Annotated in this window: 13 protein-coding genes and 1 pseudogene; 5 read left to right on the forward strand and 9 right to left on the reverse strand. The window is 71.1% G+C overall.

The features are described from left to right. Positions 1–86: 86 nt before the first annotated feature. The 4 genes from AC07CM_RS31030 to AC07CM_RS31045 form a co-directional block, all read right to left on the reverse strand. Positions 87–1,211 carry a GuaB3 family IMP dehydrogenase-related protein gene (locus AC07CM_RS31030; protein ID WP_478879781.1) on the reverse strand — a complete coding sequence of 375 codons (1,125 nt, stop codon included), beginning with the start codon at positions 1,209–1,211 and terminating at the stop codon, positions 87–89. A 116-nt stretch (positions 1,212–1,327) separates the two neighbouring features. Continuing rightward, a complete protein-coding gene (guaB, locus tag AC07CM_RS31035) occupies positions 1,328–2,830 on the reverse strand; it encodes an IMP dehydrogenase (protein WP_478879782.1) in 1,503 nt (500 codons plus the stop codon). Positions 2,831–2,994: 164 nt separating this feature from the next. Beyond that, on the reverse strand, positions 2,995–3,582 hold the full coding sequence (locus AC07CM_RS31040; RefSeq protein WP_478879783.1) for a sigma-70 family RNA polymerase sigma factor: 588 nt from the start codon (positions 3,580–3,582) through the stop codon (positions 2,995–2,997). Positions 3,583–4,441: 859 nt separating this feature from the next. After that, a complete protein-coding gene (locus tag AC07CM_RS31045) occupies positions 4,442–5,053 on the reverse strand; it encodes a response regulator transcription factor (protein ID WP_003948568.1) in 612 nt (203 codons plus the stop codon). 381 nt (positions 5,054–5,434) lie between these two features. Between AC07CM_RS31045 and AC07CM_RS31050 the strand changes: the two genes are divergently transcribed. Next, complete coding sequence (locus AC07CM_RS31050; RefSeq protein ID WP_478879784.1) at positions 5,435–5,764, forward strand: WhiB family transcriptional regulator; 330 nt, start codon at positions 5,435–5,437, stop codon at positions 5,762–5,764. 90 nt (positions 5,765–5,854) lie between these two features. Here the strand turns inward: AC07CM_RS31050 and AC07CM_RS31055 are convergent, their stop codons facing one another. Then, positions 5,855–6,754, reverse strand: coding sequence for a LysR family transcriptional regulator (locus tag AC07CM_RS31055; RefSeq protein WP_478879785.1), 900 nt, complete (start codon positions 6,752–6,754; stop codon positions 5,855–5,857). Positions 6,755–6,834: 80 nt separating this feature from the next. Between AC07CM_RS31055 and AC07CM_RS31060 the strand changes: the two genes are divergently transcribed. The 3 genes from AC07CM_RS31060 to AC07CM_RS31070 all read left to right on the forward strand — a co-directional run bounded on the left by AC07CM_RS31060 (position 6,835) and on the right by AC07CM_RS31070 (position 9,112). Next, positions 6,835–7,503: an MOSC domain-containing protein gene (locus tag AC07CM_RS31060; RefSeq protein ID WP_478879786.1), complete on the forward strand. Its 669-nt coding sequence runs from the start codon at positions 6,835–6,837 to the stop codon at positions 7,501–7,503. A 53-nt stretch (positions 7,504–7,556) separates the two neighbouring features. Beyond that, complete coding sequence (locus AC07CM_RS31065) at positions 7,557–8,330, forward strand: SDR family NAD(P)-dependent oxidoreductase (protein ID WP_478879787.1); 774 nt, start codon at positions 7,557–7,559, stop codon at positions 8,328–8,330. 74 nt (positions 8,331–8,404) lie between these two features. Further along, positions 8,405–9,112, forward strand: a complete 708-nt coding sequence (locus tag AC07CM_RS31070) for an ester cyclase (RefSeq protein WP_478879788.1) — start codon at positions 8,405–8,407, stop codon at positions 9,110–9,112. A gap of 91 nt (positions 9,113–9,203) precedes the next feature. Here AC07CM_RS31070 and groL read toward each other — a convergent pair whose 3' ends face one another. From groL to AC07CM_RS31090, 4 genes are all read right to left on the reverse strand, one after another. Beyond that, a complete protein-coding gene (gene groL, locus AC07CM_RS31075) occupies positions 9,204–10,826 on the reverse strand; it encodes a chaperonin GroEL (RefSeq protein ID WP_478879789.1) in 1,623 nt (540 codons plus the stop codon). 121 nt (positions 10,827–10,947) lie between these two features. Then, the gene (gene groES, locus AC07CM_RS31080; protein ID WP_020132158.1) at positions 10,948–11,256 is read right to left on the reverse strand and encodes a co-chaperone GroES; all 309 of its coding nucleotides are present in this window, start codon (positions 11,254–11,256) and stop codon (positions 10,948–10,950) included. 291 nt (positions 11,257–11,547) lie between these two features. Further along, complete coding sequence (locus AC07CM_RS31085) at positions 11,548–12,354, reverse strand: polysaccharide deacetylase family protein (protein WP_478879790.1); 807 nt, start codon at positions 12,352–12,354, stop codon at positions 11,548–11,550. A gap of 593 nt (positions 12,355–12,947) precedes the next feature. After that, the gene (locus AC07CM_RS31090) at positions 12,948–13,880 is read right to left on the reverse strand and encodes a polysaccharide deacetylase family protein (protein WP_478879791.1); all 933 of its coding nucleotides are present in this window, start codon (positions 13,878–13,880) and stop codon (positions 12,948–12,950) included. 91 nt (positions 13,881–13,971) lie between these two features. Between AC07CM_RS31090 and AC07CM_RS31095 the strand changes: the two are divergent. Next, positions 13,972–15,099: pseudogene (locus tag AC07CM_RS31095) on the forward strand (THUMP-like domain-containing protein); the annotation flags it as partial. Positions 15,100–15,182 lie beyond the last annotated feature (83 nt).

Genomic DNA, 15,182 nt, shown 5'->3' on the forward strand with positions numbered 1-15,182 from the left:
CATCCCACGCGCCCCCAGACCCACCCAGGCATGCGAAAGGGGCCGGTCACCCCACCAGGTGACCGGCCCCCCACGTTGGTTACGGGCTACCGCCGATGCTGCGAGTCCGCCACCGTGACCTCGACCCGCTGGAACTCCTTCAGCTCGCTGTAGCCGGTCGTGGCCATGGCGCGGCGCAGGGCGCCGAAGAAGTTCATGGAGCCGTCCGGCGTGTGCGAGGGACCCGTGAGGATCTCCTCGATCGTGCCGACCGTGCCCAGGTCGACCTTCTTGCCGCGCGGCAGCTCCTCGTTGACCGCCTCCATGCCCCAGTGGTGGCCCTTGCCGGGTGCGTCCGTGGCGCGCGCCAGCGGGGAGCCCATCATCACCGAGTCGGCACCGCAGGCGATCGCCTTCGGGAGGTCGCCGGACCAGCCGACACCGCCGTCCGCGATCACGTGCACGTACCGGCCGCCGGACTCGTCCATGTAGTCACGGCGGGCCGCGGCCACGTCGGCGACCGCGGTGGCCATCGGGACCTGGATGCCGAGCACGTTGCGCGTGGTGTGCGCGGCGCCGCCGCCGAAGCCCACCAGGACGCCGGCCGCGCCGGTGCGCATCAGGTGCAGGGCGGCGGTGTAGGTGGCGCAGCCACCGACGATCACCGGGACGTCCAGCTCGTAGATGAACTGCTTCAGGTTCAGCGGCTCGCTCGAGTGGGAGACGTGCTCCGCCGAGACCGTCGTGCCACGGATGACGAAGATGTCCACGCCCGCGTCCACGACCGCCTTGGAGAACTGGGCGGTGCGCTGCGGGGAGAGCGCGGCCGCCGTGACCACGCCGGAGTCGCGCACCTCCTTGATGCGGGCGCCGATCAGCTCTTCCTTGATGGGTGCCGCATAGATCTCCTGGAGGCGGCGGGTCGCCTGCTCGGCGGGCAGCTCGGCGATCTCGTCGAGCAGCGGCTGCGGGTCCTCGTGCCGCGTCCACAGCCCCTCGAGGTTGAGGACACCCAGGCCGCCCAGCTCGCCGATGCGGATCGCGGTGGCCGGGGAGACGACCGAGTCCATGGGGGCGGCCAGGAAGGGCAGCTCGAAGCGGTAGGCGTCGATCTGCCAGGCGATCGAGACCTCCTTCGGGTCCCGCGTACGGCGGCTGGGGACGACGGCGATGTCGTCGAAGGCGTACGCCCTGCGGCCGCGCTTGCCGCGCCCGATCTCGATCTCAGTCACGTCTTGGCCTTTCCCTGATGCGTTGCAGCGTCTTCCAGTATCGCCGACGGGTACGACAAGGGCGGCCCCGGATGCTCCGGGGCCGCCCCTGCACTGCCGTCACGCGTGCGCGTGCGTCACTTCCTGCTGTAGTTCGGCGCCTCGACCGTCATCTGGATGTCGTGCGGGTGGCTCTCCTTCAGGCCCGCCGAGGTGATCCGCACGAAGCGGCCCTTGGACTCCATCTCCTCGATGGTGGCGGCGCCCACGTAGCCCATGGTCTGGCGCAGTCCGCCGACGAGCTGGTGCAGCACGTTGGAGAGCGGGCCGCGGTAGGGCACCTGGCCCTCGACGCCCTCGGGCACGAGCTTGTCGTCGGACGCGACCTCGGCCTGGAAGTAGCGGTCCTTCGAGTACGACCTGCCCTGGCCGCGGGACTGCATGGCGCCCAGCGAGCCCATGCCGCGGTACGACTTGAACTGCTTGCCGTTGATGAACAGCAGCTCGCCCGGTGACTCCTCGCAGCCGGCGAGGAGGCTGCCCAGCATGACCGTGTCCGCACCGGCGGCGAGCGCCTTGCCGATGTCGCCGGAGTACTGCAGACCGCCGTCGCCGATCAGCGGGATACCGGCCGCACGAGCGGCGAGGGAGGCCTCGTAGATGGCGGTGACCTGCGGGACTCCGATGCCGGCGACCACGCGGGTGGTGCAGATCGAGCCAGGGCCGACGCCCACCTTGATGCCGTCGACACCGGCGTCGATGAGGGCCTGGGCGCCGTCGCGGGTGGCGACGTTGCCGCCGATCACGTCGACGTTCACGCTGGACTTGATCTTCGACATCCAGCTGAGCGCGTTGCTGTTGTGGCCGTGCGAGGTGTCGACGACCAGGAAGTCCACACCGGCCTCGGCCAGCGCCTGGGCGCGCTCCAGTGCCTCGGGGCTGGCGCCGACGGCGGCACCGACGAGCAGGCGGCCCTCGGCGTCCTTGGCGGCGTTGGGGTACTTCTCGGCCTTGACGAAGTCCTTGACCGTGATCAGGCCCTTGAGGACGCCCGCTTCGTCGACCAGCGGAAGCTTCTCGATCTTGTGCTTGCGCAGCAGCTCCATGGCCTCGGGCCCGGAGATGCCGACCTTGCCGGTGACCAGCGGCATCGGGGTCATGACCTCGCGCACCTGGCGCGTGCGGTCGCTCTCGAAGGCCATGTCGCGGTTGGTCACGATGCCCAGCAGCTTGCCGGCCGGGTCGGTGACCGGGACACCGCTGATGCGGAACTTGGCGCACAGTGCGTCGGCCTCGGCGAGCGTGGCCTCCGGGTGCACCGTGATCGGGTCGGTGACCATGCCGGACTCGGACCGCTTCACGAGGTCGACCTGGTTGACCTGGTCCTCGACGGAGAGGTTGCGATGCAGCACGCCGACGCCGCCCAGCCGGGCCATCGCGATAGCCATGCGGGACTCGGTCACCTTGTCCATCGCCGCCGACAGCAGCGGGATGTTCACCCGGACATTGCGGGAGATGCGGGACGAGGTGTCGACCGCGTTGGGGAGCACCTCGGATGCGCCCGGCAGCAGCAGCACGTCGTCGTAGGTCAGCCCGAGTGTCGCGAATTTTCCGGGCACTCCGTCGACGTTTGCAGTCATGACACCTTCCCCAAATGGCCTTGATCGGTGCGGATGTCCATGCTAACGGGAAGCGTCGCTAGCAAATTCCACGGTACGGGGTCGCTTCAGGCTTCGTATGTTCGTACGGAAGCGGGTGCGCGACTGTTCAGAGGAGGGAGCTGCGGGGGCTCCGCCCAAGGGTGTTATTGCTCGGCGAGCGCGCGCAGGCGGCTCAGCGCCCGATGCTGGGCCACCCGTACGGCGCCGGGTGACATTCCCAACATCTGCCCCGTCTCCTCGGCGGTCAAGCCCACGGCGATGCGCAGCAGCAGCAGTTCGCGCTGGTTCTCCGGGAGGTTGGCCAGCAGCTTCTTGGCCCACTCGGCATCGCTGCTGAGCAGGGCGCGCTCCTCGGGGCCGAGGGAGTCGTCGGGGCGTTCCGGCATCTCGTCCGAGGGGACGGCCGTGGAACCGGGGTGACGCATCGCGGCGCGCTGCAGGTCGGCGACCTTGTGCGAGGCGATGGCGAAGACGAACGCCTCGAAGGGACGGCCGGTGTCGCGGTAGCGCGGCAGGGCGAGCAGCACCGCCACACAGACCTCCTGGGCGAGGTCCTCCACGAAGTGGCGCGCGTCGCCGGGCAGCCGGGACAGCCGGGTGCGGCAGTAGCGCAGTGCCAGGGGGTGGACATGGGCGAGCAGATCGTGCGTGGCCTGCTCGTCCCCGTCGACGGCACGATGCACGAGCGCGCCGAACGCCCCAGGGGCCGTGCTCGCCTCGTCCTCGCGCATCGGTCCATGGTGCCTTGTGGCCGTCCGGTCCGTCGCATTCTGCTCGTGGTTGTGCACCGAAGCGTTATGAGTAGGTGCGCCGGCACTCATTCCCTGCGCCCTCCCCTTCCGCTCGACCGACTCGTCCCCGAGAGACTCCACATCTCAAGGATGCGGCATCCGCGGCGAAACGAGCAGCGGGCGTCCGGCGGGCCGTCCTGCGCAAGGCCCGCAGCCGTCCCCGACGGTGCCGTGCACCCGGGCCGCACACACCCCGGCACCTGGGCGCCGAGCGGCCCCGGACCGCGGTGTTTCCCTCTGCGGCGGCCACTCGGGGCGGCCACGGGCGCGTGCGTCCCGGCGGACGGCCCGTGCGCCGTTCCGTGGCGCATCACACGCGCGGTCGAGTGCGACCCGACCCCCGCAGGAGAGCGGGACCGGCCCGCCTCGGCGGAAAACCGTGGCACCGGCACGGGGCACGCCTCCGTTCCCGCCCGGGGCCGCGAGGCCGGCGAGCGGTGTGTCTCAGGCGTCCCCGGGGCGGTCGGCATCGGCCCGCGAAAGCGCCTCGCATCGACGTGCGCGGGCAACCGGGACACTCCTTCAGGGATCGCGCGGGCGTACGCCCGGGAACGGCGGGGGGCACCCCCGAGGGTGCCTTCTCCACGGGCGCCTGCGGCGGATCACCGAGTCGCCAAGAGGGACGCGCACCCGGCGGGCAGGGCCCGGACACCGGCGTGGGGCATACGGCGGCCGTGCCCGCGAGTGTGCCGGACGCCGCCGCACCGCCCCGCTCCTGCCGGAGAAGGCGGATCGCCTCCGGCCCCGGGAGCGGTGCCCGGCGCCGGATCGACCCCGCTCGCCGGCAGGGACGCACTTCCTAGCGGACCAGTCCCCAGCGGAAGCCGAGGGCCACCGCGTGGGCCCGGTCCGAGGCGCCGAGCTTCTTGAACAGGCGGCGGGCGTGCGTCTTGACCGTGTCCTCGGAGAGGAACAGCTCGCGACCGATCTCGGCGTTGGAGCGGCCGTGACTCATGCCCTCCAGCACCTGGATCTCACGCGCGGTGAGCGTGGGCGCGGCGCCCATCTCGGCCGAGCGGAGGCGGCGCGGGGCCAGGCGCCAGGTCGGGTCGGCGAGGGCCTGGGTCACGGTGGCCCGCAGCTCCGCGCGCGAGGCGTCCTTGTGCAGGTAGCCCCGGGCGCCGGCGGCGACCGCGAGGGCCACGCCGTCGAGGTCCTCGGCGACGGTGAGCATGATGATGCGCGCGCCCGGGTCGGCGGACAGCAGCCGGCGCACGGTCTCGACGCCGCCCAGGCCGGGCATGCGTACGTCCATCAGGATGAGGTCGGAGCGGTCGGCGCCCCAGCGGCGGAGGACTTCCTCGCCGTTGGCCGCCGTCGTCACACGCTCGACGCCGGGCACGGTCGCGACCGCGCGGCGCAGCGCCTCTCGGGCAAGCGGGGAGTCGTCGCAGACGAGGACGGATGTCATGACCGCCCTCCGCAGCTGATGCGCGTCACCTTGAGCCTCCAGGCTGGTACGGAATCGTCACCTGTGCGGTCGACCGTCTCGGACGCCTGCCCGAGCGCTTGTGTTTTCAACCGCCTCCGCACTCTCAACGACGGTCACTCGAAAGAGTTACGGGGCTGCGTGCCGTCTTCGGCACTCTACGTGAGGGTCCCGACACGGTGCAGACATGCCCAACGGACCCTCAACTTTTCATCACAACCTATGCCCCATTTAGCCGTTTTTGCTCCCGTTTCTCAGTGTCTGGAGCTAGATTCGCAATGAGTCATATTTTCATCTCCTTAGACCGGAGATGTACGGTCGTTGGCACCGTATCCGCCCAGAACGGCTACAAGGGGTCACGTAATGGCAGATTTCTCCCGCCTTCCCGGACCGAACGCGGACCTGTGGGACTGGCAGCTCCTTGCTGCCTGCCGCGGCGTGGACAGCTCGCTCTTCTTTCACCCTGAGGGCGAGCGCGGGGCGGCTCGGAGCGCTCGCGAGAACTCGGCCAAGGAGGTCTGCATGAGGTGCCCGGTCCGTGCGGAGTGCGCGGCGCACGCGCTGGCGGTGCGCGAGCCGTACGGCGTCTGGGGCGGCCTGACCGAGGATGAGCGTGAGGAGTTGATGGGGCGGGCGCGAAACCGCTTGGTGACGGCATCGACCACCAGCGGTGACACCGCCTCAAACCACTGAAGGAACGTTTCTGCACCCACGGACCACCGGGTGCTTCTCTACCCCCATCGGGCACGCCACGTGCGTGCCCGTGATCCTGCCGACGTACCTCTATACGCGCCCGGCCGCCCGGGCCAGCTGCTCCAGCGTCGCCGCCACGGCCGGCACCTGTGCCAGGTCGGGCAGGGTGAGGGCGACGATCTGGCGGCGCACCACCGGTTCCAGCGCCACCGTGCGCACTCCCCTCGGCCGTACCGACTCCACCGCGAGCTGCGGCAGCACCGCGACCCCCAGACCCGCGCCGACCAGGCCGACCACCGCCGGATAGTCGTCGGTGGCGAAGTCGATGCGGGGCGTGAAGCCAGCACTCTCGCACACCTCGACCAGCTGGCCCCGGCAGCGTGGGCAGCCCGCGATCCAGGGCTCCCGGGCCAGCTCGCCGATGGCGACGGACTCCGCGCGCGCGAGCCGGTGCCGTTCCGGCACGAGGGCCACGAGACGGTCCATCAGCAGGGGACGTACTACGAGGTCGTCCCACTCCTCGGCCACGGCGGCGCCCTCGTAGCGGAAGGCCAGGGCCAGGTCGCAGTCGCCCTCGCGCAGCAGCGCCACGGACTTCGGCGGTTCGGCCTCCTCCAGGGAGACCCGGGTGCCGGGGTGGGCGGCGCGCAGGGCCGCCAGGGCGGTGGGGACCAGGGTTGAGCTGCCGCTCGGGAAGGAGACCAGCCGGACCCGCCCGGCCCTCAGGCCCGCGATGGCGGCGACCTCCTCCTCGGCGGCGGTGAGCCCGGCGAGGATCCCGGAGGCGTGCCGGACGAGGGCCTCGCCCGCCTGGGTGAGGCGCATCTCGCGGCCGCTGCGCACCAGAAGGGGGGTGCCCACGGAGGCCTCCAGGGCCTTCATCTGCTGGCTGACGGCCGGCTGGGTGCAGCCCAGCTCCCGCCCGGCCGCAGAGAAGGAGCCGGTGGTGGCGACTGCACGCAGGACGCGGAGATGACGGGCCTCGATCACTCTCCGAGCATAAGCCTGGCTTGGGCCAGACGCCCAATATTGCGTCGACGCTTTGGGGTGCGGTCCCGTACCGTGCGGGCATGAAGCTTCTCTCGGTCAATCTCGGCCACCCGCAGCCGGTGCCGTACACGGACCAGCCCGAGGGCGTGACGGGCATCGACAAGCAGCCGGTCGAGGGGCCGGTGCGGGTGGCGGCTCCCGGGCCCAAGGGGGTCGGCGCGAGCGGCGTCGCCGGGGACACGGTGTGCGACCTGCGCCACCACGGCGGCGAGGACCAGGCGGTGTACGCCTACGCGCGCGAGGACCTGGACGAGTGGGAGCGTGAACTCGGCCGGTCATTGGCCAATGGTTGCTTCGGCGAGAACCTCACGACCGAGGGTCTGGACGTCTCGGGGGCGCTGATCGGCGAGCGCTGGCGGATCGGGTCCGGGCTGGTTCTGGAGGTGACCTCGGGGCGGATTCCGTGCCGTACGTTCCAGGGCCATTTGGGCGAGCGGGGATGGGTCAAGAGGTTCACCCGGAAGGGCCTGACCGGTGCCTACCTGCGGGTGATCGAACCGGGTGAGATACGGACGGGCGATCCGATCGAGATCGTGCACCGGCCGGACCACGCGGTGACGGCGGCGCTGCAGTTCCGCGCGGTCACCACGGAGCGGGAACTGTTGCCCCGGCTGCTCGTGGCGGGCGACGCGCTGCACGGCGAGACGCTGGCCGCCGCTCGCAAGTACGCCGCCGCGCAGGACCGCTGAGGAGCCGTCACGGCGCAGCGGACGCTGTCGCTCCGGGTCACTACCCTTGGGCCATGACAACGGCTCTGATTACGGGATCGACCGCGGGGATCGGTGCCGCGTTCGCGCGGCGGCTCGCGGCTGACGGGCATGACCTGGTCCTGGTGGCCCGGGACACCAAGCGGCTGCGCGAGCAGGCGACCGAGCTGCACGACCGGCACGGCATCGAGGCGGAGGTGCTGAGCGCCGACCTCGCCGAGGACAAGGGCATCGAGGCGGTGGCCGACCGGCTCGGCGACCGGAAGAACCCGGTCGACCTGCTGATCAACAACGCCGGCTTCGGCAACAAGGGCCGCTACCTCGAGGTGCCCATGGCCGATGAGCTGAAGATGCTCAAGGTGCACTGCGAGGCGGTGCTGCGGCTGACGTCGGCGGCGTCGGGGGCGATGCGGGAGCGTGGGCGCGGCGGGGTGGTGAACGTCGCCTCGGTGGCGGCCTTCGTGCCGCGGGGCACGTACGGCGCCTCGAAGGCGTGGGTCGTGCAGTTCACCCAGGGTGCGGCCAAGGACCTGGCCGGCAGCGGGGTCAGGCTGATGGCGCTGTGCCCGGGCTTCGTGCGCACCGAGTTCCACCAGCGGGCCGGGATGGGCACGGACAACATTCCGGGCTGGATGTGGCTGGACGCGGACAAGGTGGTCTCGACGGCTCTGGCCGACCTCGCGCGCGGGAAGACGCTGTCCATCCCGGACCCCCGGTACAAGGCACTGATGGGACTGGTGAAGGTCACCCCGCGCGGGCTGATGGGCGGGATCAGCTCCAGGACGGGGCGCAAGTACGGGCCTCAGTAGGACGGGTGGCGGCCGCGTTCCGGTGGGAAAATGGGCCTGACGGATCCGGACCCAGGGGGCCGGGAGGCGGCGCCATGACGTTCGTACAGCTCATCGACTGCAGGACCAGCCGGCTCGACGAGATGAACCGGCTGATGGACCAGTGGGTCGAACAGACCAAGGGGAAGCGGACCGCGACCCATGCCGTGGTCGGCAAGGACCGCTCGGACGCGTCCCACGTCATCGAGATCGTGGAGTTCCCGTCGTACGAGGAGGCGATGCGGAACTCGAACCTGCCGGAGACCGACCGGATCTTCCGGGACATGGTCGCCCTCTGCGACGAGATGCCGACGTTCACGGACCTGGACGTGGTGCGCGACGAGCAGTTGCAGGCGGCCACCGCGCGCCGGTTCTTCGCCACCGTCGAGGTGCAGGGGCCGCTGCCCCCGCTGAACGGCCTCTTGGCGGAGAACTACCACGACCACGATCCGGCCAACGAACAGGACAACCTCGGGCTGGAGAACATGCGGCGCGAGATCGAGATGTGGCGGGACGCCTTCAGCTTCACGTTCCGGGTCGAGGACCAGCTCACCCAGGGGGACCGGGTCTGCACCCGCTGGACCTGGAACGGCATCCAGACGGGCGAGTTCCTGGGCCTGCCCAACACCGGCAGGCAGGTGTCGATGACCGGCACGACCATCTTCCGGTTCGACGGCGACGGCAAGATCCGTGAGGGCTGGTGGCAGTACGACCGGCTCGGGCTCATGGGGCAGTTGGGGGCGCTGGAGCCGCTGGAGAGCTAGGGATTGCCGGGCAGGTCCTGGGGAGCGCACGACGAAGGCCCGGCCGCCCCTTCCGGGGTGCCGGGCCTTCGCTACGGCTTACCGACGTGCGTCAGTGGGCGTGACCGTGGCCGTGGCCCGCCTCGGCCGGCTCCTCTTCCTTCTTCTCGACGACCAGGGTCTCGGTCGTGAGCAGCAGGGAGGCGATGGAGGCGGCGTTCTCCAGGGCGGAGCGGGTGACCTTGACCGGGTCGATGACGCCGGCCTTGACCAGGTCGCCGTACTCGCCGGTGGCGGCGTTGTAGCCGTTGCCCTTCTCGAGCTCGGCCACCTTGGAGACGATGACGTAGCCCTCGAGGCCGGCGTTCTCGGCGATCCAGCGCAGCGGCTCGACGGCGGCGCGGCGGACGACCGCGACACCGGTGGCCTCGTCGCCGGTCTTGTCGAGGTTGCCCTCGAGGACCTTGACAGCGTGGACCAGAGCGGAGCCACCACCGGAGACGATGCCCTCCTCGACCGCGGCGCGGGTCGCGGAGATGGCGTCCTCCAGACGGTGCTTCTTCTCCTTCAGCTCCACCTCGGTGGCGGCGCCGACCTTGATCACGCACACGCCGCCGGCCAGCTTCGCGAGGCGCTCCTGGAGCTTCTCGCGGTCCCAGTCGGAGTCGGTGTTCTCGATCTCGGCCTTGATCTGCGCGACGCGGCCCTGCAGGTCCTCGTGCTTGCCGGCGCCCTCGACGATCGTGGTGTCGTCCTTGGTGACGGTGACACGACGGGCGGTGCCGAGCACGTCGATGCCGACCTGGTCGACCTTGAGGCCGACCTCCTCGGAGATGACCGTGGCACCGGTGAGGACGGCCATGTCCTGCAGCATCGCCTTGCGGCGGTCGCCGAAGCCGGGGGCCTTCACCGCGACGGCGTTGAAGGTGCCGCGGATCTTGTTGACGACCAGGGTCGACAGGGCCTCGCCCTCGACGTCCTCGGCGATGATCAGCAGCGGCTTGGAGGCACCCGCCTGGATGACCTTCTCCAGCAGCGGCAGCAGGTCCGCGATGGCGGCGATCTTGCCCTGGTGGATCAGGATGTACGGGTCGTCGAGGACGGCCTCCATGCGCTCCTGGTCCGTCACGAAGTACGGCGACAGGTAGCCCTTGTCGAAGGCCATGCCCTCGGTGAAGTCCAGCTCCAGACCGAAAGTGTTGGACTCCTCGACGGTGATGACACCGTCCTTGCCGACCTTGTCCATCGCCTCGGCGATCAGCTCGCCGACCTGCTGGTCCTGGGCGGACAGCGCGGCGACGGCGGCGATGTCGGACTTCTCGTCGATCGGGCGGGCCGAGGCGAGCAGGTCGTCGGAGACGGCCTTGACCGCGGCGTCGATGCCCTTCTTCAGCAGCGCCGGGGAGGCGCCGGCGGCGACGTTCTTCAGGCCCTCGCGGACCAGCGCCTGGGCGAGAACCGTGGCGGTGGTGGTGCCGTCACCAGCGATGTCGTTGGTCTTGGTCGCCACCTCCTTCACCAGCTGGGCGCCGAGGTTCTCGTACGGGTCCTCGATCTCGACCTCACGGGCGATCGTGACACCGTCGTTGGTGATGGTGGGGGCGCCGAACTTCTTGTCGATGACGACGTTGCGGCCCTTGGGGCCGATCGTCACCTTCACCGTGTCGGCCAGCTTGTTGACGCCGCGCTCGAGGGCGCGACGGGCGTCCTCGTCGAACTTCAGGATCTTCGCCATGACAGCGGCAGCCCTCTCGGAAATCTGTGGGTGTAAAGACAACTGCGCCCCGGGCGCCCGGCTTCGTTATCGGTCGCGGGGGCCAGGGGCGCAGCTCAAAGCAAAGGTTTGCTCGAGGTGACTACTTCTCGATGATCGCGAGCACGTCGCGAGCCGAGAGGACGAGGTACTCCTCGCCGTTGTACTTCACCTCGGTGCCGCCGTACTTGCTGTACAGGACGACGTCGCCGACCTTGACGTCGAGCGGAAGGCGCTCGCCGTTCTCGAAACGGCCCGGGCCCACGGCGAGGACGGCGCCCTCCTGGGGCTTCTCCTTCGCAGTGTCCGGAATGACCAGGCCAGAGGCGGTGGTCTGCTCGGCGTCGAGCGGCTGGACCACGATGCGGTCCTCGAGCGGCTTGATGGCAACCTTGGAGCTGGTGGTCGTCACGATCCGACCTCCCCCTTCGGAGATCTCACGGGGTTAACTGTCTGAGGTGGCGACCAGGTGGATCCGTCGTCGCGGGTGCCGGACCTGCCCGTCGCTTGTTTGGCACTCTCCAGGGGGGAGTGCCAGAGCCGAGACTATGACCGGGGTTAGCACTCGGTCAAGCGGAGTGCCAATGCCGTGCGGCGCGTCGGCCGAGATCTTGACTGCGCGGGGTCCGATCGGTGCTCGGAGTCGCCCTCCGCCCAGGGGGTTGCCGCCCCCGCTTCGCCCCTGAACGGGCCTGGTCACCCCCTACAGGTAGTCCTCCAGCCGTCCCACCGTCAGGCCACTCGTCTGTACCAGGCGCAGGAGACGGCGCGTGCGCTCCTTGAGGGTCGGGCCGGTGGCCTCGTCGGGGCCTACGAGGATGATGTCGCCCGGGCGCAGGCGCTTCGCGCCGCCGGCGTAGGTGATGCCGTCGGCGGTCATGGCGGCCCGCCACAGCACGAGCGCGGAGATGCCGCAGTCGGCGGCGGCGCGCAGGGTCGTGGTGTCGTACGTGCCGTACGGCGGCCGGAAGAGGCGGGGGCGGACGCCGAAGCGGGACCTGAGCTTCTCCTGCTGGCCGCAGATCTCGGCGCGCTGGCCGGCGAAGGGCAGGCCGGGCATCGCCGGGTGGTCGAGGGTGTGGTTCTCGATGCCGGCGCCCATCGCGTGCAGGCGGGCGAAGTGGCCGTAGCCGGGTCCCACGACACTGTCGGTGAGGAAGAAGCTGACGGGCAGCCGGAGCCCGCGGACCATGTCGACGAACCGCGGGTCCCGCTCGGCGCCGTCGTCGTAGGTGAGGAAGACGACCTTGTCGGTGGTGGCGACGCGGTGCACGACCCGGGGCAGGGAGGTGTCCGGCCGGAGAGCCGTCAGCGGCCGGACCGGGTGGCTGGGCGGAGCGGCGAGGGGGGCGGTCAGGCCCCAGCGGCGGTAGGCCTGGTCGCCGGCCGGGCTCGGCGGCCGTACCCCCTGGGCCGCCCGCTTGCCCAGGCGTTCGATGGGGTCGACGGACTGGGCGCAGCCGGCGAGGAGGAGAGCCGCGGCCAGGACGGCGGCCGGCCCACCCAGCACCCGCCGCCCACCGCCCCCCACATCTCGCCCACCGGCACACCTGTTCGCCGGACCACCGCCGCCACTTCCCGACGCGAGCCGAGGACGCGCGCCCGCCTCACCGCCACCCCCACTCGCCCGAGCGAGCCAACGACGCCCACCCGCCACACCACCGCCCCCGCTTCCCGACGCAAGCCAAGAGCGCCCACTTGCCGCACCGTCACCCCCACGCCCCGAACCCAGCCGAAGACGAACACCCGCCGCACCACCACCCACGCTTACCGCAGCAAGCCGAGAGCGCCCACTTGCCTTACGGACAACCCGACTTACCGATGCGAGCCAAGGGCGACCGCCCGCCGGATCGCCGCCCTCACCTACCGAAGCGGCCCGGGGGCGACCGCTTGCCGCACGGCCACGCCCAATCACCCAAGCGAGCCGAGGACGCCCACCCGCCCGACCGCCGTCCCCACTGTCCGAAGCAGCCGAACGACGCCCACCCCCCGAATCCCCACCCCCACTCCCCGAAGCCGGCCGCTGCCGTGGCCTGTTGTCGCTCGGGCGGGCCGGGCCTTCGGCAAGGCCTCCTGAGTTGCCCCCCGGTCGCCCCCCGGGCCTCACAGGTAGTCCTCCAGGCGGGCCACGGCGTAGCCCTCGCGCGTGACCTTGTTCAGGAAGCGGCGCATGTCGTCGACCATCGTGCCGTCCCAGTCGGCACGGCCGCGGAAGTGGGTGAGCACGATGTCGCCGGGGTGCAGGCTGCGGTCCCAGTCGCGGTACTCCCAGTGGTCGACGAAGACCTCCTCGTCCCAGATCGGCGCGTACTTGATCCCGCAGGACTTGGCGGCGCGCAGGGTGTCGCCGTTGTAGTTGCCGTAGGGCGGGCGGAAGACGGTCGGCGCCTTGCCGAACTGCTTCTTCATGATGTCCTGCATGCCGCAGATCTCGTCCTTCTGCTCCTCGTAGGAGAGATTGGGCAGGTAGGGGTGGGTGAGGGTGTGGTTGTTGAGGGTGTGGCCCTCCGACTGCATCCGGCGGAAGTAGCCGTAGTCGTCCTTGATGAGGTAGTTGCTGAGGAACGCCGAGTAGGGGATCTTCAGGTCGCTCATCATGCGCAGGAAGTCCGGGTCCTTGTTGTCACCGTCGTCGATGGTGAGGAAGACGACCTTCTGCCTGGTCGGGACGGTGGTGAAGACCGGCGGCAGGTTCTCCTCCTCCTGGCCGTCCACCTCGAAGCCGTCGCGCGGGGTGATCTTCGGCTTCCTGACCGGCGGAGCCGGTGGCGCGATGGGCACCCGGTCCAGCTGCCACAGCCTGGCGGCGGCGACCAGGCGGGCGTGCTCGGCGGCGAGGCGGGCCCGGGGGTCACCGGCCTCGGCGGGACCGCCCCGGCCGTGCTGCCGGCCGGGGGCGGGGTGGGCACCGGAGTCCGCGTCGGGGGCGGCGCAGCCGGAGGCGAGGGCGGCGGAGGCCAGGGCGACCACCCCGCAGCGGAGGGCGACCCTCTGGAGTACCGCCCGACATTTGTCATTTTGTACTACTAGTCGCATGGTGCCGGATCCTCGCAGGCCCCCGCCCCGAACCCGGTCCGACACCGCCGCCCGGAGGCGCACCGTCCACCGACTGGCCCACAATGACCCGGTGAACGACCTCGCTCCCCTCCTCAGCCCCGAAGGCCGCGCCCTCCTCGACGAGGTGCGCGACACCGACCCCGCGCAGGAGCTGGCCGTCGCCACCCGGCTGCGCCGCGAGCACCCCGCCGAGCTGGTGTCGGCGGCGCTGGGGCAGGCACGGCTGCGGCAGCGGGCGGCGGCGAAGTTCGGGGCCGAGGACGCGCGGCGGATGTTCTTCACGCCGAACGGCGTCGAGCAGTCGACCCGGGCGAGCGTGGCGGCGTACCGGGCCGGTCGCATGAAGGAGCTGGGGGTGACCTCGGTCGCCGACCTGTGCTGCGGGATCGGCGGCGACGCGATCGCGCTGGCCCGGGCCGGGATCCGGGTGCTGGCCGTGGACCGGGACCCGCTGACGGCGGCCGCGGCACGGGCGAACGCCGAGGCGCTGGGGCTCGCCGAGCTGATCGAGGTGCGCGAGGCGGACGTCACGGAGGTGGACACGGCGGGCTACGACGCCGTGTTCGTGGACCCGGCGCGGCGGGGCGGGCGGGGAAGGATCTTCGACCCGGAGGCGTACTCACCGCCCTTGTCCTGGGCCGTGGAGGCGGCACTCGGTGCACCCCGCGCGGCCCTGAAGATCGCCCCCGGCATCCCGCACGAGGCGATCCCCGCGCAGGCCGAGGCCGAGTGGATCTCGGACGGCGGGGACGTGAAGGAGGCGGTGCTGTGGTTCGGGACCGAGCCGGGCCTGTTCCGGGCCACCCTGCTGCCCGGCCCGCGCACGCTGCCCTCCCGCGGCCTGCCCGACCCCGAAGTCCGGCCCGTGGGGCGGTACTTGTACGAACCGGACGGCGCGGTCATCCGGGCCCATCTGGTCGCGGAGGTGGCCGAGGAGGTCGGCGGCGGGCTCCTGGACGCGACCATCGCGTACGTCACGTCCGACGAACTGCGCCCCACCCGTTACGCCTCCGCCTACCAGATCACCGACCAACTCCCCTTCAACGTCAAGAAGCTGAAGGCCCTGCTGCGCGAACGCGAGGTCGGCACGCTGACCGTGAAGAAGCGGGGCTCGGCGGTGGAGCCGGAGGAACTGCGCAGAAAGGTCAAGCCGCAGGGGCCCGGCTCGGCGACGGTGTTCCTCACCCGGGCCGCGGGGGGGGGGGGGGGGGGGGGGGGGGGGGGGTCGGGGGGGGGGGGGGGGGGGGGGGGGGGGGGGGGGGGGGGGGGGGGAGGGGGGAC

It is taken from the genome of Streptomyces sp. NPDC044061 (assembly GCF_056434305.1).